Origin of the sequence: Pseudomonas sp. 37 R 15, assembly GCF_900004865.1 — a bacterium.
Taxonomy (GTDB): domain Bacteria; phylum Pseudomonadota; class Gammaproteobacteria; order Pseudomonadales; family Pseudomonadaceae; genus Aquipseudomonas; species Aquipseudomonas fluorescens_AM.
In genome coordinates this window covers 15526-37444 of sequence record NZ_CVTV01000060.1, presented here as the reverse complement: position 1 = coordinate 37444, position 21919 = coordinate 15526, and the positions used below count along the sequence as shown (strand labels likewise).

Sequence of the window (21919 nt, the reverse complement as noted above, 5' to 3'; positions counted from 1 at the left end):
ATGAACGATCACAACAACAGCATCGAACTGGAAACCGCCATGACCACCACCACCATGACCATGATCCAGGCCCTGCGCTCGGCCATGGATGTGATGCTTGAACGGGACGACAACGTGGTGGTGTTCGGCCAGGACGTCGGTTACTTCGGCGGCGTGTTCCGTTGCACCGAAGGCTTGCAGACCAAATACGGCAGCTCGCGGGTATTCGACGCACCGATTTCCGAAAGCGGCATCATCGGCGTGGCGGTGGGCATGGGCGCCTACGGCCTGCGTCCGGTCGCGGAAATCCAGTTTGCCGACTATGTCTACCCCGCCACCGACCAGATTATTTCCGAGGCCGCGCGCCTGCGTTATCGCTCAGCCGGCCAGTTCACCGCGCCCTTGACCATGCGCATGCCGTGCGGCGGCGGCATCTATGGCGGCCAGACCCACAGCCAGAGTATCGAAGCGGTGTTCACCCAGGTCTGCGGCCTGCGCACGGTGATGCCGTCCAACCCCTACGACGCCAAGGGCCTGCTGATCGCCTCCATCGAAAACGATGACCCGGTGATCTTCCTTGAACCCAAGCGCCTGTATAACGGCCCGTTCGATGGCCATCACGACCGCCCGGTAACCCCGTGGTCGAAACACCCGCAGGCGCAGGTGCCGGACGGTTACTACACCGTACCGCTGGACGTGGCCGCCATCGTGCGTCCGGGGTCTGCGGTGACCGTGCTGACCTACGGCACCACGGTGTATGTGTCGCAAGTCGCCGCCGAAGAAACCGGCATCGACGCCGAAGTCATCGACCTGCGCAGCCTGTGGCCGCTGGACCTGGACACCATCGTCAACTCGGTGAAAAAGACCGGCCGTTGCGTGGTGGTGCACGAAGCCACGCGCACCTGCGGTTTTGGTGCCGAGCTGGTGTCGCTGGTGCAGGAGCACTGCTTCCACCACCTGGAAGCGCCGATCGAGCGCGTCACCGGCTGGGACACGCCCTACCCGCATGCGCAGGAGTGGGCGTATTTCCCAGGCCCGTCCCGAGTGGGCGCGGCGTTGAAACGGGTCATGGAGGTCTGAATGGGCACGCACGTTATCAAGATGCCGGACATTGGCGAAGGCATCGCGGAAGTTGAACTGTCGCAGTGGCATGTGAAGGTCGGCGACCTGGTCGTCGAAGACCAGGTGCTGGCGGATGTGATGACCGACAAGGCGATGGTGGACATTCCCTCGCCGGTCCACGGAAAGGTGATTTCCCTGGGCGGCGAGCCGGGTGAAGTCATGGCGGTGGGCAGTATTTTGATCAGCATTGAAGTGGAAGGCGCCGGTAACGCCAGGGAAGCGCCGGCCGTGGCCGCACCGCTGGAAAAAGCCGCGCCGGTGGTGGAGAGCCAGCCGCAACCGGCTCCAGGCAAGCCCGCGCCTGTCGCGGCCAACGTCCAGGCGCCCGTGGCGCGGGAGGCCAATGAGCGCCCGCTGGCCTCCCCCGCCGTGCGCAAGCATGCCCTGGATGCGGGTATCCAGTTGCGCCTGGTACAGGGCTCCGGCCCGGCCGGGCGGATCCTGCATGAAGACCTCGAAGCTTACCTTCAGCAAGGCGCCAGCCCAGCCTCGGCCGCCGCCAACCCTTATGCCGAACGCAACGACGAGCACCAGATCCCGGTGATCGGCATGCGCCGCAAGATCGCCCAGCGCATGCAGGATGCCACCCGCCGCGCCGCGCATTTCAGCTACGTGGAAGAAATCGACGTCACGGCGCTGGACGAACTGCGCGTGCACCTCAATGAAAAACACGGCGCCACACGCGGCAAGCTGACCCTGCTGCCCTTCATCGTGCGCGCCATGGTGGTGGCACTGCGCGATTTTCCGCAGATCAACGCACACTATGACGACGAAGCCCAGGTCATTACCCGTCTCGGTGCGGTGCATGTGGGCGTCGCCACCCAGAGCGATGTCGGCCTGATGGTGCCAGTGGTGCGCCACGCCGAAGCCCGCAGCCTGTGGGGCACTGCCGAAGAAATCGCGCGTTTGGCCACAGCAGCCCGAAACGGCAAGGCCAGCCGCGAAGAGCTGTCGGGCTCGACCATCACCCTGACCAGCCTCGGCGCGCTGGGTGGCATCGTCAGCACGCCGGTGCTGAACCTGCCGGAAGTGGCGATTGTCGGCGTCAACCGCATCGTCGAGCGGCCGATGGTGATAAAGGGCCAGATCGTGGTGCGCAAGATGATGAACCTCTCCAGCTCGTTCGATCACCGTGTGGTCGATGGCATGGACGCGGCGCAATTCATCCAGGCCGTGCGAGGCCTGCTCGAACAACCCGCCAGCCTGTTCCTGGAGTAAGGGCATGACTCAGACACTACACACCACGCTGCTGATTATCGGCGGCGGCCCGGGCGGTTATGTGGCCGCAATTCGCGCCGGCCAACTGGGCATCCCGACCCTCCTGGTGGAAGGCCAGGCGTTGGGCGGCACCTGCCTGAACATCGGCTGCATTCCGTCCAAGGCCTTGATCCATGTGGCCGAGCAATTCCAGCAGACGGTACACCACAGCCAGGGCTCGCAGTTGGGCATCGAGGTGGACGTGCCCACCCTGGACATCCGCAAAAGTGTGGAATGGAAAGACGGCATCGTCGATCGCCTGACCACCGGCGTCGCCGCGCTGTTGAAGAAGCACAAGGTGCAGGTGATCCACGGCTGGGCCAAGGTGGTGGACGGCAAGACCGTCGACGTGGGCGAGCAGCGCATCCAGTGCGAACACCTGCTGCTGGCCACCGGTTCGAAGAGTGTCGAGCTGCCGATGCTGCCGCTTGGCGGGCCGATCATTTCATCCACCGAAGCCCTGGCCCCGAGCCGCGTACCGAAGCGGCTGATCGTGGTGGGTGGCGGTTATATCGGCCTGGAACTGGGCATCGCCTATCGCAAGCTGGGGGCCGACGTCAGTGTGGTCGAAGCCCAGGATCGCATCCTGCCGGCCTATGACGCCGAACTGACTCAACCGGTGAGCGAATCCCTCAAGCAACTGGGGGTGAAGCTGTACCTCAGACACAGCGTCACCGGGTATGCCGACCATTGCCTTCAAGTGCGCGACCCGAATGGCGACACCCTGTCGCTGGAAACCGATCAGGTGCTGGTGGCTGTTGGTCGCCAACCCAACACCCAGGGCTGGAACCTCGAAGCGTTGAACCTGGACATGAACGGCGCCGCGATCAAGATCGACAGCCGTTGCCAGACCAGCATGCGCAATGTGTATGCCATTGGCGACCTGAGCGGCGAGCCCATGCTGGCGCACCGGGCCATGGCCCAGGGCGAGATGGTCGCCGAACTGATCAGCGGTAAACCTCGCGAATTCAACCCGGCGGCGATTCCGGCGGTGTGTTTTACCGACCCGGAACTGGTGGTGGTGGGCAAGACTCCGGACGAGGCCAAGGCAGCCGGCCTGGACTGCATCGTGTCGAGCTTCCCGTTCGCCGCCAACGGACGGGCCATGACCCTGGAGTCGAAAACCGGCTTCGTGCGGGTGGTGGCGCGGCGTGACAATCACCTGATTGTCGGTTGGCAAGCCGTGGGCGTGGGTGTGTCGGAACTGTCCACTGCGTTTGGCCTGAGCCTGGAAATGGGTGCACGCCTGGAGGATGTGGCGGGAACGATCCATGCCCATCCGACCTTGGGCGAAGCCGTACAGGAAGCGGCGTTGCGGGCTTTGGGGCATGCGTTGCACCTGTAGAACCGTGGCGAGGCCATCGGCGGCAAACCCCCTCCTACAGGGGAATGCATTCTAAATGTGGGAGGGGGCTTGCCCCCCGATAGCAGTGGATCATCCAATAGAGAGGTTGAATGGTCCAACCGCCCGCTCCCACACCGGCCAAGAATGCAGTATTGTTGAGCCCATCCAGAAAAAAATCCGACTTGACCAGAGATTAGAGGGTGTCATGGGTAACGAAAGCATCAATTGGGACAAGCTGGGTTTTGACTACATCAAGACCGACAAGCGGTTTCTCCAGGTCTGGAAAAACGGCGAATGGCAAGCAGGCACCCTGACCGACGACAATGTGCTGCACATCAGCGAGGGCTCTACCGCCCTGCACTACGGCCAACAGTGCTTTGAAGGCCTCAAGGCCTACCGCTGCAAGGACGGCTCGATCAACCTGTTCCGTCCGGACCAGAACGCCGCGCGCATGCAGCGTAGCTGCGCCCGCCTGCTGATGCCGCATGTGTCGACCGAAGACTTCATCGAAGCCTGCAAACAAGTGGTCAAGGCCAACGAGCGCTTCATCCCGCCTTACGGCAGCGGCGGCGCGCTGTACCTGCGCCCGTTCGTGATCGGCACCGGTGACAACATCGGCGTGCGCACCGCGCCGGAGTTCATCTTCTCGGTGTTCTGCATCCCGGTCGGCGCCTATTTCAAAGGCGGCCTGGTGCCCCACAACTTCCAGATCTCCACCTTCGACCGCGCCGCGCCACAAGGCACCGGTGCCGCCAAAGTGGGCGGTAACTATGCCGCCAGCCTGATGCCGGGCTCGGAAGCGAAAAAATCCGGCTTCGCCGACGCGATCTACCTGGACCCGATGACCCATTCGAAAATCGAAGAAGTCGGCTCGGCCAACTTCTTCGGCATCACCCATGACAACCAGTTCATCACGCCGAAGTCGCCTTCGGTGCTGCCGGGCATTACCCGCCTGTCGCTGATCGAACTGGCCCAGAGCCGCCTGGGCCTTGCCGTGGTCGAGGGCGAAGTGTTCATCGACAAGCTGGATCAATTCAAGGAAGCCGGTGCCTGTGGTACCGCTGCGGTAATCTCGCCGATCGGCGGCATCCAGTACAACGGCAAGCTGCACGTGTTCCACAGCGAAACCGAAGTGGGCCCGATTACCCAGAAGCTCTACAAAGAGCTGACGGGCGTGCAGACCGGTGACGTTGAAGCGCCAGCGGGTTGGATCGTCAAGGTCTAAGCCACTGCCTCAGCAACACTGCAAAACCTGTGGGAGGGGGCTTGCCCCCGATGGCGGTGAATCAGTCAACATCATCGGTGACTGACACCCTGCCATCGGGGGCAAGCCCCCTCCCACATTTGCCTCCTGTGTTCTCAAGATTGGGGAGGAATATTCCCGGCAATCTTCTTGCCCATGCTGATCCTCGGCTCCACTCCATAGCCCAACGCCTCGTAGAACCCCACCACCGCGTCATTGCCGCCGGTGATCTGCAGGTTGATCTTCATGCAACCCAACGCCGTCAAGGCCTGTTCGGCGTGACGCACCAACGATGATCCCAGGCCGTGGCGACGATAGTCGGCATGCACCGCCACCGAGTACAGCCAACCGCGATGGCCGTCATAGCCGGCGAGAATCGTACCGATCACGGTTTTTTTATCGGTCGCGACAAAGAATAGCCCGTCATTGACCACCAGCTTCTTATCGATCGCCAGGCTCGGCAGGTTATGCGCGGTGTCATAGCCGAACGCCTCCTGCCACAACTCAACCACTTGCGCACGGTGCTGACGGTCGCGATACGGGCCGATGGGATGCCGGGACAGCAGGGCCTTTTCCATGACCAGCGTGCGCTCATTGCCATGATAGACATCACGCACGGTGTGAAACCCCAGCTTGCTGTAGAACGCCTCGGCGGTCAGCGAGGATGGCACGCTCAACACCGTCACCCCGGCTTCGCGGGCGCGCAGTTCGATCTCGATCATCAACAGGCGACCAATGCCCTGCCCTTGCAGCGCCGGGTTGACGAACACCGAGCGCACCACGTTGGCGTCAAGGGCGGCGGTGGCAACGATCACCTGCTCCTGGGTGGCCACCAGCACGACACGGCGCTTGAGCAGCGCCAGCACGGCATCGGGGGTGAAATGACTTGCCACTCGGGCAATCACATCCGCCGGGTAATCCTGTGCGTTACTGCTGTGCAAGGCCGCCAGGATGACCTGGCTGATCCCTTCGGCATCGGCGGTTTGGGCAAGACGAACAGCGGTAGACATGATTGCTCCTGGCTGAGGACGCTCTGACAAACACCACAATACCAAGCCCCCTCCCACATTTTCTAATTATGCCCGCTTGAAATGCGTTTGCCGGGTTTGGTGCCCACCAGCCTGGCCTGCCCATCCTTCTGTTTGCCCGTGCGCGCCTCGCTGATCAGCCCCGGAATCAACTTGCCCTCCGGCAGGTTCTTCCAGAACCGGCTCGGCAGATGCCCTTCCATCACCTTGGGGTTCAAGCGCGCCGGGTTGAAGATGTGGCTGTAATAGGTCAACCACATGGCGCTGTGCGGGTCTTCGACATTTTGCGCCAGCTGCTGCCACGCCTCGGGGCACTGGCGTTGGTGAATCAATTGCTCGCCGTCGTAATACACCCCATCCAGCGGCGTCGCGATCATCCAGCGATGGCGGCCCATGCGCCCGACGAAATGCTGGCTGGCACTGTGCAAAATATCGTGGGCCGGCTCGTGCCAGGCCACGTACTCCGGCAGCTCGGGCCCGGCTTCGGCCGGCAATGCAATAAACCGCACAAACGCATGCAAGTGGTGGGCTTCACGGCTGACCTGCTTGATGCGGCGCTGCAACTCGCTGCCCAACTTGTCACCTGCCAGCATTGCCGTGCGATCGCCATGGCTGACCCGCCACAACACTTCGTACAGCAAACTCCAACGCTGATCGCCCTGGTAGCAGGCGGCCGACTCCAACAGTTGCAACAAGGCCTTGGGAATGCGCGCCTGGAAAGGCCCCGGCCCGGACGGAATGGGTTCGTCGGTGGCAAACAAATCCGCCACCTCGGCTTCGCCCCAGCTCACCTGGCTGGGGTCGACCTGATGGCTGAGCAGCCAGCGCGCCTGTTCGCGCCAGGTGCTGAACAGGTTGTCGCATTCCAGGCTGATCATCCCCACAACCCCATCTGTTGCGGTTGCGGGCGATCACGCAGCTGTTCGCGCAGCAACACACTGGTGCTATCGGCCTGCTGTGGGTGGTAATCGCTGGTGATGAAAAACGGCTTGGCCTTGGCCAGCACGCAGCGCATGCGGGCCAGGTCTTCAAAGCGGATCTTGCGTTCGCGGCGCAGATCTACCAGGCGCTGGGTGGTGCGCAGGCCAATGCCGGGGATGCGCGCGATCAAGGTCGGTTCGGCGCGGTTCAGGTCCAGGGGGAACACCTCGCGATGCTCCAGGGCCCACGCCAGCTTGGGGTCGATATCCAGGGCCAGGTGGCCGGGGCCTTCGAACAGTTCATTGGCGCTGAAGCCGTAGCTGCGCAACAGAAAGTCGGCCTGGTACAGACGATGCTCGCGCATCAGCGGCGGTGCGGCCAGGGGCACGCTCTTCGGACTGTTGGGAATCGGGCTGAACGCGGAATAATACACGCGGCGCAGCTTGTAATTGCCATACAAGGCTTCGGCACCGTGCAGGATGGTGCTGTCGTCGGTGTCATCGGCGCCGACGATCATCTGGGTACTCTGCCCGGCCGGGGCGAAGCGCGGTGCACGGGGTTCGTTGAGCACCGTCTGTTCACCGGTGTAGATGGTCTGCATGGCCTGTTTGATCGAGACGATCTGCTTTTCGGGCGCCAGGGTTTGCAGGCTGGTATCGGTGGGCAGTTCGATATTCACGCTCAGGCGGTCGGCATAGCGCCCGGCCTCGGCGATCAACGCAGGGTCAGCTTCAGGAATGGTCTTGAGGTGGATATAGCCGCGAAAATCGTGCTCTTCACGCAGCAATTTGGCGACCCGCACCAACTGCTCCATGGTGTAGTCGGCTGAACGGATGATGCCGGAACTGAGAAACAGCCCGCTGACGCAATTGCGCTTGTAGAAGTCCAGGGTCAGGGTGACCACTTCTTCCGGGCTGAATCGCGCACGCGGCACATCGCTGGAACGGCGGTTGACACAATACTGGCAGTCGTAGAGACAGAAGTTGGTGAGCAAAACCTTGAGCAGCGACACGCAACGGCCGTCGGGCGTATAGCTGTGGCAAATGCCCATGCCATCGGTGGAACCCAGCCCGGCCTTGCCTTCGGAGCTGCGCTTGGGTGCGCCACTGCTGGCGCACGAAGCGTCGTACTTGGCGGCGTCGGCGAGGATGCTGAGCTTTTCGATCAACTGCATGGAGAGCTACCGATACTGGTTTTTTGTACAGTATCAGCAGCAACCCCATGTCACAAGTACCGCCTGTAGGAGCGAGGCGGCCGGCTAGCCCTTGCTCGCGAAGAACGCGAGAGCGCCGCGTTGATTCAGAACAGGCGCGTTATCGTTGACGTTTTTCGCGAGCAAGGGCTAGCCGCCCGCCTCGCTCCTACACAATCCGATCAGCTTGCAGTGGCGAGCAGCAGGTCCTGCACCGAGCGCGCGCTGCCACGGCTACGGTCATTGGCATACAACGACGCGGCAATTTCATCGGCACGAATCGGCAGCACCGACAGTAACGTATCGCTCAAACCATGGCTGGCCTGGCTGAACCCCTGGATGTAAATACCGGCCTTGCAGCGCTCGTCGGTGACGATGCGGTAGTCGCGGGCCACTTCGAAATCGCCCATGTAGGCTTCGAGCGGCGCGAGCAGTTCGCGGTGCATCTGGCGTTCGTAACCGGTGGCGAGGATCACCGCGTCGTAGTGATTCACGCTGGTTTCGCCGGTGGCGTTGTTGCGCAGCGTCAGTTCAATGCCCAGCGGGCCGGGGGTGGCCTTTTCGACCACGGTCATGGTGCGGAAGGCCTGACGCGCGATGCCGGAAACTTTCTGCCGATAGAAGATGCCGTAGATGCGCTCGATCAGGTCCAGGTCCACCACCGAGTAGTTGGTGTTCTGGTACTCGGCGACCAGGCGCTCACGTTCGGCGCCGACTTGCTGGAACACCAGGTCGGTAAAGGCCGGCGAGAACACTTCATTGACGAACGGGCTGTCATCCGCCGGTTTGAGCGCCGAACCGCGCAGAATCAGGTCGACCTGCACCGACGCAAAGCTGTCGTTGAGGTCGATAAAGGCTTCGGCGGCGCTTTGACCACCGCCGATCACCGCAATGCGCATGGGCTTGCCGTCCACACACGGCTGGCTGGCCATGCGGTCCAGGTACTGGGAATGGTGAAACACCCGGCTGTCGCCCTTGAGCGCCTTGAAGGCTTCGGGAATACGCGGCGTGCCGCCGGCGCTGACCACCACCGAGCGTGTGGTGCGCACATGCTGTTCGCCCCGCGCATCGCGGGAAATCACACGCAGCGCTTCAACCTGTTGCTGGTGCAGGATCGGCTCGATGGCCAGCACTTCCTCGCCGTAGCGGGCCTGGGCCTGGAATTGCCCGGCAACCCAGCGCAGGTAGTCGTTGTACTCCATGCGGCACGGGTAGAAGGTGCCCAGGTTGATGAAGTCCACCAGGCGGTCGTGGGCCTTGAGGTAATTGACGAAGGAATACGGGCTGGTGGGGTTGCGCAGGGTCACCAGGTCCTTGAGGAACGAAATCTGCAATTCGCTCTGGGTCACCAGGGTATTGCCGTGCCAGCGGTAGTCGGCTTGTTTGTCGAGGAACAGCACGTCCAGTTTGCCCTGCGCCTTCTCACGCTCCTGCAGGGCGATGGCCAGCGCCAGGTTCGAAGGGCCGAAGCCGATGCCGATCAGGTCGTGAACCGCGGGCGAAGCAATTGCCTGTGTCATTCCAGTGTCCTCTGGATAAGCCCCTTGGCGGTTGGGGCGGGAATACCTTCATGGCCTGAACAACAGGCCGTGTGTTGATAGGAAACGAGGACAGTGAAATAAAATTTAACTAACAGCGCTTCAGTGCACTTCCCACTCACGCATGCGCAACCGGCAGTGCTTCATGGCATTGACGATGTGCTTTTCCACCAGCGCGCGGGAAATGCACAGGCGCTCGGCGATTTGCAGGTGGGACAGGCCGTCGAGCTTGCGCAACAGGAAACTGTCGCGGCAGGCCGCCGGCAGCTCGGCCAGGGCGCGCTCGAGCATCTCCAGACGCTGGCCCTGGTCGTGACTGGTGTGCGGTGAACAGGGGGCGAAGCGTTCTTCAGCGTCCAGCACCTCCAGCGGTTCCAACTGGCGCAGGGCGTTGCGCCGATGGCCGTCGATCACCAGGTTCAACGCGGTGCGGTACAGGAACGCGCGCGGCTGTTCGATCGGCGTGTCACTGGAGCGCTCCAGCACCCGCACATACGCGTCATGCACCACATCCTCGGCCACCTGACGGTTGCCCAGCTTGGCGTTGAGGAAACACACCAGCTCGCGATAGTAGTTTTCCAACATGACTCCTGGCCCCATGGCCGTGGTGCTGACGATGCCAACCTTTTTAGGAACACGTCCATCGATGATGGCAGTTTGAGTGTGTGCAATTTATAGTAATTCTCATCTACTTTTAAAGAAGTCTTGCATCACCGGTGCTTTTTTTTTCGTCGGGCGAGCTGTTACCACGTGTGTAAGGGCCTAAATCTCCAGGCAATTTTCTCGTATAACTGTCAACTCCCCGCTCCTGCGGTCAATACCTCCCGGCTGGAACCAAGACATGAAACGCCCTCGACCTGCCCGACGCGCCCTGCTGGTGATGGCGTGCCTGCTCTGCATCCTCGCGGTGGTTGCCTGGCAAGTGCTGCCGTCGGGCCGCGACAGCCTGCCCACGGTCGCCGTAACCCGCGGCAACATTGAAAACAGCGTCACCTCACTTGGCACCCTGCAGCCGCGCCGGTATGTCGACGTGGGTGCCCAGGCATCCGGACAGATTCGCAAGATCCATGTGGAGGCCGGTGATCAAGTCAAGGAAGGCGAGTTGCTGGTGGAAATCGACCCTGCCACGCAACAGGCCAAGCTCGACGCCAGCCGCTACTCCATTGAAAACCTCAAGGCGCAGTTGCAGGAACAGAAAGCCCAGCACGAACTCGCACGCCAGAAATACCAGCGCCAGCAACGCTTGGTTGCAGGCAACGCCACCCGTGAAGAAGATGTGCAAACCGCCAAAGCCGAACTGAGCGCCACCCAAGCCCGTGTCGATATGTTCCAGGCGCAGATCCGCCAGGCCCAGGCCAGCCTGCGCAGTGACGAGGCCGAACTGGGCTATACGCGGATTTACGCGCCCATGAGCGGCACCGTAGTGGCGGTAGATGCACGGGTCGGCCAGACCCTCAACGCCCAGCAACAAACGCCGTTGATCCTGCGCATCGCCAAATTGTCGCCGATGACCGTATGGGCCGAAGTGTCCGAAGCCGATATCAGCCACGTCAAACCGGGCATGAGCGCCTATTTCACTACCCTCGCCGGCGGCAACCGGCGCTGGACCAGCACCGTACGCCAGATCCTGCCGATCCCGCCCAAGCCGCTGAATGAAACCAGCCAGGGCAGTGGCAGCCCCACCAGCACGAGCAAAACCGGTAGTGGCCGCGTAGTGCTGTACACCGTACTGCTGGATGTGGACAACACTGACAATGCGCTGATGGCCGAAATGACCACCCAGGTGTTTTTCGTCGCCAGCCAGGTCAAGGACGCTCTCACCGTCCCGGTCGCGGCGCTGCTCGGCGGCCAAGGCACCGACAAGCAGATCGCCCGGGTCGTCACCGAAAATGGCGCCATCGAGGAGCGCGAAGTACACCTGGGTATCAGTGACCGCCTGCGCGTTGAAGTGTTGGATGGCCTCAACGAAGGCGATCACCTGTTGATCGGCCCAGCCAGCGGCAGCGGGGGTTGATGTGACCACGCCATTGATCGAACTCAAGAACATCCGCAAGTCCTACGGTGGCGGCGACAGCCCGCAGGTCGACGTATTGCGCGGGATCGACCTGTCTATCCATGCGGGAGAGTTCGTTGCCATCGTCGGCGCCTCGGGCTCCGGAAAATCCACACTGATGAACATCCTCGGCTGCCTCGACCGCCCCACCGTGGGCGACTACCTGTTCGCCGGGGAAAACGTCGCGCACCTGGACAGCGATGCACTGGCCTGGCTGCGCCGCGAAGCCTTTGGTTTCGTGTTCCAGGGCTACCACCTGATCCCCTCCGGCTCGGCCCAGGAAAACGTCGAGATGCCGGCGATCTATGCCGGCATCAGCGCCGCCGAACGCCATGCCCGCGCCAAGGCTCTGCTGACCCGCCTGGGCCTGGCCGACCGCACCAACAACCGCCCGCACCAGCTCTCCGGTGGCCAGCAACAACGCGTCTCGATTGCCCGTGCGTTGATGAACGGCGGGCATATCATCCTTGCGGACGAACCCACCGGAGCCCTCGACAGCCACAGCGGCGCCGAGGTGATGCTGCTGCTGGATGAGTTGGCGAGCCAGGGCCACGTAGTGATCCTGATCACCCACGACCGCGAAGTCGCGGCGCACGCCAACCGCATCATCGAGATCAGCGACGGCCTGATCATCAGCGATTCGGCGTTGAGTAACATCCACGTGCCCATCACGGCCGGCAGCAATGCATTGCAAGCCGTGGACCTGCGCCAGCGCCTGGCCGACGGCGCCGAACACAATGGTGCCTGGAAAGCCGAGCTGCTGGACGCGGTGCAGGCGGCCTGGCGGGTGATGTGGATCAACCGCTTCCGCACCGCGCTGACGCTGCTGGGGATCATCATCGGCGTGGCGTCGGTGGTGGTGGTGCTGGCAGTGGGCGAAGGCAGCAAGCGCCAGGTCATGGCGCAGATGGCGGCCTTCGGCTCCAACATCATCTACCTGAGTGGCTTTTCGCCTAACCCGCGCACGCCGCCAGGTATCGTGACCCTCAATGATGTGGCGGCATTGGCTACATTGCCCCAGGTCAAGCGCATCATGCCGGTGAACGGCACCTACGCCGGCGTGCGCTTCGGCAACGTCGACTACACGGCCTATGTGGGCGGTAACGACACCAACTTCCCGGACATCTTCAACTGGCCGGTGGCCGAAGGTAGCTACTTTACCGAAGCCGACGAGCGCGCCGGGGCCACGGTGGCGGTGATCGGTCATCGCGTGCGCGAAAAACTGTTCAAAGGCCAGCTAGACCCCATCGGCCAATACATCCTGATCGAAAACGTGCCCTTTCAGGTGATTGGCGTGTTGGCGGAAAAAGGCTCCAGCTCCGGCATGCAAGACAGCGACGACCGTGTCGCCATTCCCTACACCGCCGCCAGCGTGCGCCTGTTCGGCACCTATAACCCCGAATACGTGGTCATTGCCGCCGCCGATGCGCGCAAGGTGCAAGAGGCCGAGCAAGCCATCGGTCAGCTTATGCAAAAGTTGCACGGCGGCAAACGCGACTTCCACCTGACCAACGACGCAGCGATGATTCAGGCTGAAGCGCGCACGCAAAACACCCTGTCGCTGATGCTCGGCTCGATTGCCGCGATTTCCCTGCTGGTGGGCGGTATCGGCGTGATGAACATCATGTTGATGACCGTGCGCGAACGCACCCGTGAAATCGGCATCCGCATGGCCACCGGCGCACGCCAGCGCGACATCCTGCGCCAATTCCTGACTGAGGCGGTGATGCTCTCGGTGGTCGGCGGGCTGTTCGGTATCGCCCTGGCGCTGCTGGTGGGCGGCGTGCTGGTGCTGGCCGACGTGGCGGTGCAGTTTTCCCTGGTGGCGATGCTCGGCGCCTTTGGCTGCGCGCTGGTCACCGGCGTCGTATTCGGCTTTATGCCGGCCCGTAAAGCTGCCCGGCTCGATCCGGTTAAGGCGTTGACCAGTGAATAAACGATCCATCGCACCACAACTGTCAGTGCTAAGCCTGTGCCTGCTGCTCAGCGCCTGCGCCGGCAACCCCGCCGCCGTCGACAGCGGCATCGCGCCACCCGCCGCCTGGCATTATGGCGAACGCGCGGCCAGCCAAGCCACCGACCAGCGCTGGTGGACGCACTTTGGCAGCCCATCGCTCAACCGCCTGATCGACCAGGCCCGGCGTGACAGTTTCGACGTGGCCGCCGCCATGGCTCGGGTGCGCCAGGCGCAGGCAACGGCGGTGATTGCCGGGGCGCCGCTGCTGCCCGAGATCAACTTCAACCTCACCACCACCCGCGAAAAGCTGTTGCGCGGCAGCGGCAACTCGGACCTGGACGCCACCGAGAGCAATAAAACCGTCACCCGCTATGACGCCAACCTCACGGCCAGCTACGAACTCGACTTCTGGGGCGGTCGCGCCGCTGCGCGGGACAGCGCGCTGCATAGCCTGCAGGCCAGCCAGTTCGACCAGGCCAACGTGGAACTGACCCTGCTGAGCAACGTCGCCGATCGTTACGCGCAAACCCTGGCGGCGCGCCAACGCGTGCAGATCGCCGAGCTGAACCTGGCGAATGCGCGCGCGGTGCTGAACCTGGTGCAAACCCGCTACGACGCCGGTTCCGCCACGGCTCTGGAACTGGCGCAACAGAAAAGCCTGGTGGCCAGCCAGCAGCGGCAACTGCCGCTGGTCGAGCAACTGGCCGAAGAGGCGCGCATCACCCTGGCCGCGTTGCTCGGCCAGCCCGTGCAGGCGCTGGAACTGGGCACCGAGGCGTTCCCGGCACTGACCTGGCCAACCATCGGGCCCGGCGTGCCAAGCCAGTTATTGAGCCGGCGCCCCGACCTCGCCCAGGCCGAGGCACAGCTGGCGGCGGCAAGTGCCGACGTCACCGTAGCCCGTGCAGCGATGCTGCCTGCAGTGACCCTGGGCGCGACCCTGGGCTCGGGCGCATACAAGGCCGACGATATCCTGCGCAGCCCGTTCTACACCCTGACCTCGGGCCTGGTGGCGCCGATCTTCAACAACGGTCGTTTAAGCGCCGAACGCGACAAGGCCCGCGCGCGCCAGGATGAGCTTCTGCAAATCTACCGTGGGGCGATCATCAACGGCTTTGCCGATGTGGAAAAAGCCCTCAGCAGCATCAGCCGCCTCGACCAGCAACGCCAATGGCAAGTTGAAGAACTGCAACAGGCCCAAACCGCGTTCCGGATCGCCGAAAGCCGCTACCAGGCCGGTGCCGAAGATCTGCTCACGGTGCTGGAGACCCAACGCACCCTGTACGCGGCCCAGGACTTGGACGTGCAGCTGCGGCTGTCGCGCCTGCAAGCCAGCATCGCGTTGTACAAAGCATTGGGCGGTGGCTGGAATAGCGACACCTGATAAACGAAACTCCAGTTTCGTACACGATCCGTTTAATCGCCTTACATTATTAGACCCAAGGTCCTTGGTAAAAAAGCCGACTTCATACGGCTTCCCGGGACCTTTTAATGAAACCCAGCGTTGTTGGAAAATGCCTGGTCTGCCTCGGCGGCTGGTTGATCGCACACCTGGCCCTGGCCGACCCCCTGATCGCGCCCACCGCCATTGATTGGTTACTCGATTGCCCTTTCCCGGTGCTTGAGCGGCTCGCCCCCGACGTACTCGACCGTACCCAATGTGGCCTGGTGACGGTGCCCCGCGACCATGCCGCTCCTGGACGCGGCCGCATACGCCTGAGCGTGACACGCGTCGGCGCGCGCGACCCGCTCAACCGCGAGGGCGTGGTGTTTATCCAGTCCGGCGAGCCGCATACAGCTAAAAACGCCACCTTTGCCCTGCATCTGGCCAGCCTTTGGGAGTCTTACGCCAACCCGGCTTACCGTAAGCTGGTCGACCGCTACGACATGATCGAACTGAGCAGCCGCGACCTCACAGGGGGCGACGCCCTCGAACAGGCGGCACAGGATATGGAGTATGTGCGCGGGCAACTGGGCGAGTCCCGGCTCAACTACGTCGGCAATGCCGACGCGGCGCGCCTGGGCAACCGCTACGCGACGCGGTTTCCCGAACGTGTCGCACGCATGGTGCTGGTCAACGCAGGGCACGGCGAACCGGGCGCTTCCGGCGTCGAGTCGCTACTGCTCAAGGAACCCGCCCAGACAACCGCCGACGGCTGTGTCAGCCGCTGGCTCGGGGAGTTTCTGGCCTACGGCAAACAGCCACCGACGAGCACCCGGTGTCTCGACCGTGGCGGCTGGGAGTGAGCCGCAGGTCTACGACCCTTTGAAACTGGATCCACTGGCGTTCGATCACTCTTGATTCACCGCACAACCCGATTACTGAGTGTCAGTCACTGCATCTGTGACTGATCTACCGCTATCGGGGGCAAGCCCCCTCCCACATTTGCATTGCATTCCAATCACTGAAAAATGGCTGCCCCTCGAAGCGGGTCACAACGTACCGCAGGATTCGGGAGTGGACGAAGGGGCGCAAGTCACGCTTATGCAAGGGCATCCCTACCAAGCACTTGCAAGCACCACAAAACCCGAGCTGAAATTCAATTGAAATGTGGGAAGGGGCTTGCCCCCTCCCACATTTGCACTGCATTCCAATCACTGAAAAATGCCTGCCCTCGAAGCGGGTCACAACGCACCGCAGGGTTCGGGCATGGACGAAGGTGCGCAAGTCACGCTTATGCAAAGGCATCCCCTACCAAGCACTTGCAAGCACCACACAACCCGAGCTGAAATTCAATTGAATGTGGGAGGGGGCTTGCCCCCGATTACTGAGTGTCAGTGAATGCCTCTGTGACTGACACACCGCTATCGGGGCACGCCTCCTCCCACAGTGCTCACCGCGTTCCACTACAATGCCCTCCACTCATCTCCCGGGGGCTTCATGGACATCGAACTGGCACGCACCTTTCTGGAAATCACCCGCTGCGGCAGCCTCGCCGCAGCGGCGGAGAAACTGCACGTCACCCAGACCGCCATCACCGCACGGGTGAAGAACCTGGAAAACCAGTTGGGCAGTACGCTGTTCGTGCGCAATCGCGCTGGTGCACGCCTGACCGCCGACGGCGAGGCCTTTGTGGTGTACGCCAACCAGTTGCTGCAAACCTGGGAAGCGGCGCGCCGCGACCTGCCCTTGCCCGATGGCTATCGCAATGTGCTGCATATCGGCGCAGAGGTCAGCCTGTGCAATCCGCTGATGCTCGGCTGGGCCAAGGCGCTGCGCGAGCATATCCCCGGGCATGCCCTGCGCACCGAAATTCGCGAGGGCGAGTACCTGTTGCGTCAGTTGGAGTTGGGCGTGCTTGACGCCGCGCTGGTGTTCCAGCCGCAGTACTGGCCGGGCTTGCAGGTCGAGCAAGTCCTGGAAGAAAAACTGATCCTGGTGCAACTGGCGAGCAAACCCGAGCCCTATGTGTATATCGACTGGGGCCAGGGTTTTCGCCAACAGCACGACGCCGCCTTGCCCGACCGCGCGCGCGCCGCCGTGGGTTTCAATCTGGGGCCGCTGGCGCTGCAGTACATCCTGGTGAACGGCGGCGCCGGGTATTTCCGCACGCGCGTGGTGCAGAGCTACCTGGACAGCGGCGTGATGCAGCGGGTGGCCAAGGCGCCGGAATTCAGTTTCCCGACGTACCTGGTGTATTCGCGGGCACGAGATTCTGCGGTGCTGCAGCAGGCGTTGACCCTGTTGCGTGAAGTGGTCAAGACCGAAGGTGACTGGTCGCAACGCTGGGACCCGCTGATTTGAGTCACCCTGGGCCTGCGCGCATGCTAGCCTGCGGGAGTGTCCTCTTGCAGCCTTACCGATGAACAAGAAAAAGTCCGTCACCATCAGCGACATCGCCAAACGGGTGGGCATGACCACCATTACCGTGTCCCGGGCGTTGAGCAAACCTGATCTGGTCAAACCCGCCACCCTGGCGCGCATTCTGGAAGTGGCGCGCGAGCTCGACTACGTGCCCAATGCCTTCGCGCGCGGGCTCAAGCGCAGTGAAAGCCTGATCATCGGTGTGATCACCGCGTCGGTGGACAACCCCTTCTACAGCGAGATGATCAAGGCGATCTCCCGCGAAGCAAAAAAGCACGGCTACACCATCATGCTGGTGGACACCGATGAGCTGGAAGAACTGGAAAGCAAGGCCGTCGATACCCTGCTGGGTTATCGCGTGGCGGGGATCATCCTGTCGCCGGTCTCCGATGAGCCAAGCTACCAACCCGACTATCTCGAGCGCCTGGGCAACGGCAAGACCCCGGTGGTGCTGCTTGACCGCACGCTCCACGACAGCCCGTTCAGCCGCGTGGTGCTCGACAACTACCACAGCGGCATCCAGGCCGCGCACTACCTGTTGCGCCAGACCCCGGACCTCAAGCGCCTGCTGGTGCTGACCGGCCCCGAGCACTCGCGCATCACCGTCGAACGCCTCAAGGGCCTGCGCGAAGTGCTGGCCGAACATCCTCAGGTGCAGGTCGAGGTGCAGGCCGGGGACTACACGCTGATGCCGTCCTACCTGCACACCCTCGACTACCTCGCCGCCCACTCGGCGCCGGACGCGATCATGGGCTTCAACCAATTGATCACCCTCGGCGCCCTGCGCGCGTTACGCATGCACAACATCGCCCACGACAGCCTGACCATCTGCGGCATCGACCGCCTGCCGTTCGCCGATATTTTCGGCGTGCCCATCGCCTGCGTGGCCCACGATGCCTCGCTGGCCGGCAGCAGCGCGGTGCGCCTGCTGCTTGATCGCCTGCAAGACCCGTACAAGCCACGGGACAAGGTGGTCATCGCCGGGCAGTTGGAGAACGGCTAACGGCTGGTATAGCCGCCATCGATGGGCAGGCTCACGCCACTGATCATGCTGGCCGCATCGCTGAGCAGGAACAGCACCGGCAACGCGACTTCCACGGTGTGCGCAAAACGGCCCAGGGGAATGGCGGCCAGCGCCGGGTCGCGCTTGACCGGATCGGACCAGGCCATGGTCGCCATCGGCGTGAGCGTGACAGTGGGGTTGACGCTGTTGACGCGAATGCCGAAGCGGCCCCATTCAGCGCACTGCACGCGGGTGATCGCATCGAGGGCGGCCTTGGAGGCGCAGTAGCTCAGATGATCATCCAGCGCCACCAGCGAGGCCTGACTGGAGACGTTGACGATGCTGCCGGCGATGTTCTCTTCGATCATTTTCGCCGCCACGCGGCTGGCCACCTGCGCAGCGGCGCGAGCGTTGACGCTCATCACCTGATCAAACGCCTCGGCGCTGATGGCGGCGGCGGGCTCCAGGCGTGAAATGCCGGCGCAGTTGACCAGACCGTGCAGCGCCGGCAGCTCATTCAAGGCGTGGTCGAGCGCGGCGCTGTCGGCGATATCCACGCTCAGGATGTGGCAGCCCAGTTCGGCCAGTGCCCGGGCGTCCCGGCCCAGGGCGAACACCTCGGCGCCACTGGCAATGAGCTGCTGTGCGATTTCGCGGCCAATCCCGCTGCTGGCGCCGGTGACGAGGATGCGGTGGTGAGTGAAGTCAAAAATTGCGTTCATAGATCAAAATCTCAAGAACAATGAAGATCCACTGTGGGAGGGGGCTTGCCCCCGATAGCGGTGTGTCATTCAACACAGGCGGCGACTGTTACACCGCCATCGGGAGCAAGCCCCCTCCCACATTTTTGACCCTGTTGGGTCAGTTGGCCTGCAAGGTGTGCATGATCGGTTTCAGCGCGGGATACAGCTTCAGGTACTCGGCAAACGCGTGATCGTAGACCGCGACATTCTCCCGCTTGGGCTGCGCCCGCAACGCCAACTGCACCCAGCCCTTGTCCATCGCCTCATCACTGACCAACCCCACCGTGTGCGCCGCCAGCAACGCCGCCCCCAGCGCCGCTTCGACTTCCTGGACGATGGTGTACACCGGGTAGCGCGTCACATCCGCGATGATCTGCATCCACACATCCGAATGGCTCGCACCGCCTACCACGATCAAACGCGGGTCAAGGGAATGCGCGCCCCGGGTGCCGGCTTCGATATTGTGGCGCAGGGCAAAACTCACTCCTTCGAGCACGGCGCGGTACAGGTGGATGCGACTGTGATACAGGTTCAGCCCGACAAAACTGCCGCTGGCGCGGTCGTCCCACACCGGGCTGCGCTCGCCCATCAGGTATGGCAGGAACAACAGGCCTTCGCTGCCCGCCGGGATATTCATCGCGCTGCGCTCCAGCAACACCAGGCTGTCCTGGCCGCTGGCCTGGGCCTGTTGCTCCTCGGCCTGGCAGAACTGCTCGCGGAACCAGCTGACCGACGCCCCGGCGGTGATCGCGCCACCAAAGATGTACAGGTCGCGATGACCGTTATAGACGTGAGGCATGCTGACCAACCCGTGCCGCGCGTCCACCCGCTGGTTGAGGTAGCCCCAACACATGCTGGTACCGATCATCGCCACATGGTTGCCCGGTTGGGTGACGCCCGCAGCCAGGGTCGCCATGGCCGCATCCACGCCACCGGCGAGCACCGGCGTGCCCGCCGGCAAGCCCAGGCGGGCGGCCCAGCCCTGGAGCAAACCGCCCACCACCTCACCGGAATACAGCAACCGCTGCGGCATCATCGCCGGCGGGATGCCCAGTGCATCGAGCATCTCGCCCGACCAGCCGCGCGCAGCCACATCGTAGACACCGCCGATATTGCCGGCGCTGCTGTGGTCCACCGCCAGCTCGCCCGTCAGGCACCAGTTGATATAGCTGTTGGGCGGCAGCAGGTAGCGCGTGTCGGCCCACACCTGGGGCCGATGCTGCTTGAGCCAGAGCATCTTGGTGAAGCCGTAGTAGCTGTCCAGCGAGTTGCCGGTGACGGCGAACAGCCGGTCCAGGTCCACATGCTCACGTACCCACTGCACCTGTTCACCGGCGCGCCGATCCATCCAGATAAGGCACGGGTGCAACGGTGTGATCTGCGCATCCACCGCGATCCCCGAGCCGCCATACAGGCTGCTGATGCACAACGCCTTGACCTGTTGCGCCACGACGCCGGACTTGGCCATGCACTGCGCCACACAGGCCTCGACCGCATCCAGCCACACCTGCGGCCATTGCTCGGCCCAGCGCACTTTCGGCGTATCCACGCGATAGCCCTGGCTGTGCTGGGCGATGATCGTGCCGTGGGCATCCACCAGCAGCGCCTTGGTGCTCTGGGTCCCTATGTCTACACCCATCACGTAGTTCATCGTCAGAGCACCGGCTTCAACAGCACCTTGATCGACTTGGTCGAGTTGGCCAGTTCGAAGGCCTCGGCGTAGTCATCCAGGGGGAAGTCATGGGTGACGATGCCTTTTGACGTGACCAGGCCGCGCTCGAACAGGTCGATGGCAATCGGGTAGCAATAGGGGCCGAGGTGGGCGCCGCGCACGTCCAGCTCCTTGCGGTCGCCGATGATCGACCAGTCCACGCTGGTCTCGGCGCCGAACACGCTGAATTCGACAAAACGCCCGAGCTTGCGGATCAGGTCCAGGCCCTGGGTGACGCCGGCCGGTACGCCGGTGGTTTCGATGTACACGTCGCAGCCGTAATGGTCGGTAAGGCCGTTGATGAGTGCGCGAGCGTTGTCGCGCGACGGGTTGATCACCACGTCGGCGCCGAACTTTTTCGCCAGCTCCAGACGCTCGTCGACCATATCGATCACCACCAGTTTCTTCGGCGTCTTCAGCGCCGCCACCTGCACCATGCACAGGCCCAGGGTACCGGCGCCGGCAATCACCACCACGTCGTCAAGCTGGATATCGCCACGGTTGACCGTATGGATCGAACAGGCCATGGGCTCCACCAGCGCCGAGTCTTCCAGGGACACCGACTCGGGAATCCTGTGCACGATGGCGGTCTTGGGAATGCGCATGTACTGGGCCATACCACCCTCGGCGACCTCACGCTGAAAGCCGAAAATGTTGTGCACCTCGCACATCCAGTATTTGCCGGACTTGCAGAATCGGCACTTGCCGCACGGCACGATCTGCTCGGCGATCACCTTGTCGCCCACCGCCACGTCGAAGTGCTCCTCGGCGCCCTCGCCCGCCTCCACCACATAGCCGAAAAACTCGTGGCCCGGCACGACAGGCGCCTTGACCCAGGGATTGTCGCCGCCCCAGAACATCGCCGCGCCGGAATGGCACTTGCAGTCGCTGGCGCAGATGCCGCAGGCGGCAATGCGGATCACCAATTCATTGGGCCGCGCCTGGGGTTTGCCGATGCGTTCCAGGCGGTAGTCTTTGGGGCCGTGGCAGACGACGGCTTGCATATCAGTGTGCTTGTCCAT

The 21919-nt window shown here is 62.9% G+C and carries 18 protein-coding genes; 10 read left to right on the top strand and 8 right to left on the bottom strand.

The genetic code is table 11. The annotated features are described in order from the left end of the window. The 4 genes from BFQ04_RS24550 (at nt 1) to BFQ04_RS24535 (ending at nt 4928) form a co-directional block, all read left to right on the top strand. On the top strand, nt 1-1059 hold the full coding sequence (locus tag BFQ04_RS24550; RefSeq protein ID WP_065953017.1) for an alpha-ketoacid dehydrogenase subunit beta: 1059 nt from the start codon (nt 1-3) through the stop codon (nt 1057-1059). Then, complete coding sequence (locus BFQ04_RS24545) at nt 1060-2319, top strand: dihydrolipoamide acetyltransferase family protein (protein ID WP_065953016.1); 1260 nt, start codon at nt 1060-1062, stop codon at nt 2317-2319. 4 nt (nt 2320-2323) lie between these two features. Further along, complete coding sequence (gene lpdA / locus BFQ04_RS24540) at nt 2324-3703, top strand: dihydrolipoyl dehydrogenase (protein WP_065953015.1); 1380 nt, start codon at nt 2324-2326, stop codon at nt 3701-3703. A gap of 205 nt (nt 3704-3908) precedes the next feature. Then, nucleotides 3909-4928 carry a branched-chain amino acid aminotransferase gene (locus BFQ04_RS24535; RefSeq protein WP_065953014.1) on the top strand — a complete coding sequence of 340 codons (1020 nt, stop codon included), beginning with the start codon at nt 3909-3911 and terminating at the stop codon, nt 4926-4928. A 134-nt stretch (nt 4929-5062) separates the two neighbouring features. Here the strand turns inward: BFQ04_RS24535 and BFQ04_RS28995 are convergent, their stop codons facing one another. From BFQ04_RS28995 to BFQ04_RS24510, 5 genes are all read right to left on the bottom strand, one after another. Continuing rightward, nucleotides 5063-5956 (bottom strand): GNAT family acetyltransferase, encoded by an 894-nt coding sequence (locus tag BFQ04_RS28995; RefSeq protein ID WP_083218066.1) that lies wholly within the window; start codon nt 5954-5956, stop codon nt 5063-5065. A 62-nt stretch (nt 5957-6018) separates the two neighbouring features. After that, a complete protein-coding gene (locus BFQ04_RS24525; protein WP_065953013.1) occupies nt 6019-6852 on the bottom strand; it encodes a TIGR03915 family putative DNA repair protein in 834 nt (277 codons plus the stop codon). Beyond that, on the bottom strand, nt 6849-8069 hold the full coding sequence (locus BFQ04_RS24520) for a putative DNA modification/repair radical SAM protein (protein WP_065953012.1): 1221 nt from the start codon (nt 8067-8069) through the stop codon (nt 6849-6851). The genes BFQ04_RS24525 and BFQ04_RS24520 overlap by 4 nt, the downstream gene beginning before the upstream one ends. Nucleotides 8070-8269: 200 nt before the next feature. Next, nucleotides 8270-9607 (bottom strand): lysine N(6)-hydroxylase/L-ornithine N(5)-oxygenase family protein, encoded by a 1338-nt coding sequence (locus BFQ04_RS24515; protein WP_065953011.1) that lies wholly within the window; start codon nt 9605-9607, stop codon nt 8270-8272. A gap of 120 nt (nt 9608-9727) precedes the next feature. Next, nucleotides 9728-10210: a sigma-70 family RNA polymerase sigma factor gene (locus BFQ04_RS24510; RefSeq protein ID WP_065953010.1), complete on the bottom strand. Its 483-nt coding sequence runs from the start codon at nt 10208-10210 to the stop codon at nt 9728-9730. Nucleotides 10211-10466: 256 nt separating this feature from the next. On the opposite strand from BFQ04_RS24510, the gene BFQ04_RS24505 reads away from it, so the two are divergent. The 6 genes from BFQ04_RS24505 to BFQ04_RS24480 all read left to right on the top strand — a co-directional run bounded on the left by BFQ04_RS24505 (nt 10467) and on the right by BFQ04_RS24480 (nt 18443). Beyond that, entirely contained in the window at nt 10467-11639 is a 1173-nt protein-coding gene (locus BFQ04_RS24505; protein ID WP_065953009.1) for an efflux RND transporter periplasmic adaptor subunit, read from the top strand. Nucleotide 11640: 1 nt separating this feature from the next. Continuing rightward, nucleotides 11641-13614, top strand: a complete 1974-nt coding sequence (locus BFQ04_RS24500; RefSeq protein WP_065953008.1) for a MacB family efflux pump subunit — start codon at nt 11641-11643, stop codon at nt 13612-13614. Further along, nucleotides 13607-15019 (top strand): efflux transporter outer membrane subunit, encoded by a 1413-nt coding sequence (locus BFQ04_RS24495; protein WP_065953007.1) that lies wholly within the window; start codon nt 13607-13609, stop codon nt 15017-15019. The genes BFQ04_RS24500 and BFQ04_RS24495 overlap by 8 nt, the downstream gene beginning before the upstream one ends. 107 nt (nt 15020-15126) lie before the next feature. Further along, on the top strand, nt 15127-15882 hold the full coding sequence (locus tag BFQ04_RS24490; protein WP_065953006.1) for a proteinase: 756 nt from the start codon (nt 15127-15129) through the stop codon (nt 15880-15882). 634 nt (nt 15883-16516) lie between these two features. Next, entirely contained in the window at nt 16517-17380 is an 864-nt protein-coding gene (locus tag BFQ04_RS24485) for a LysR family transcriptional regulator (protein WP_065953005.1), read from the top strand. A gap of 58 nt (nt 17381-17438) precedes the next feature. Continuing rightward, the gene (locus BFQ04_RS24480) at nt 17439-18443 is read left to right on the top strand and encodes a LacI family DNA-binding transcriptional regulator (protein ID WP_065953004.1); all 1005 of its coding nucleotides are present in this window, start codon (nt 17439-17441) and stop codon (nt 18441-18443) included. On the opposite strand, the gene BFQ04_RS24475 is transcribed toward BFQ04_RS24480, so the two are convergent. The 3 genes from BFQ04_RS24475 to BFQ04_RS24465 form a co-directional block, all read right to left on the bottom strand. Then, a complete protein-coding gene (locus BFQ04_RS24475) occupies nt 18440-19165 on the bottom strand; it encodes an SDR family oxidoreductase (RefSeq protein ID WP_065953003.1) in 726 nt (241 codons plus the stop codon). The genes BFQ04_RS24480 and BFQ04_RS24475 overlap by 4 nt on opposite strands. Before the next feature lie 139 nt (nt 19166-19304). Next, nucleotides 19305-20837, bottom strand: a complete 1533-nt coding sequence (locus BFQ04_RS24470; protein ID WP_065953002.1) for an FGGY-family carbohydrate kinase — start codon at nt 20835-20837, stop codon at nt 19305-19307. Nucleotides 20838-20839: 2 nt separating this feature from the next. Next, nucleotides 20840-21919, bottom strand: a complete 1080-nt coding sequence (locus tag BFQ04_RS24465) for an alcohol dehydrogenase catalytic domain-containing protein (protein ID WP_065953001.1) — start codon at nt 21917-21919, stop codon at nt 20840-20842.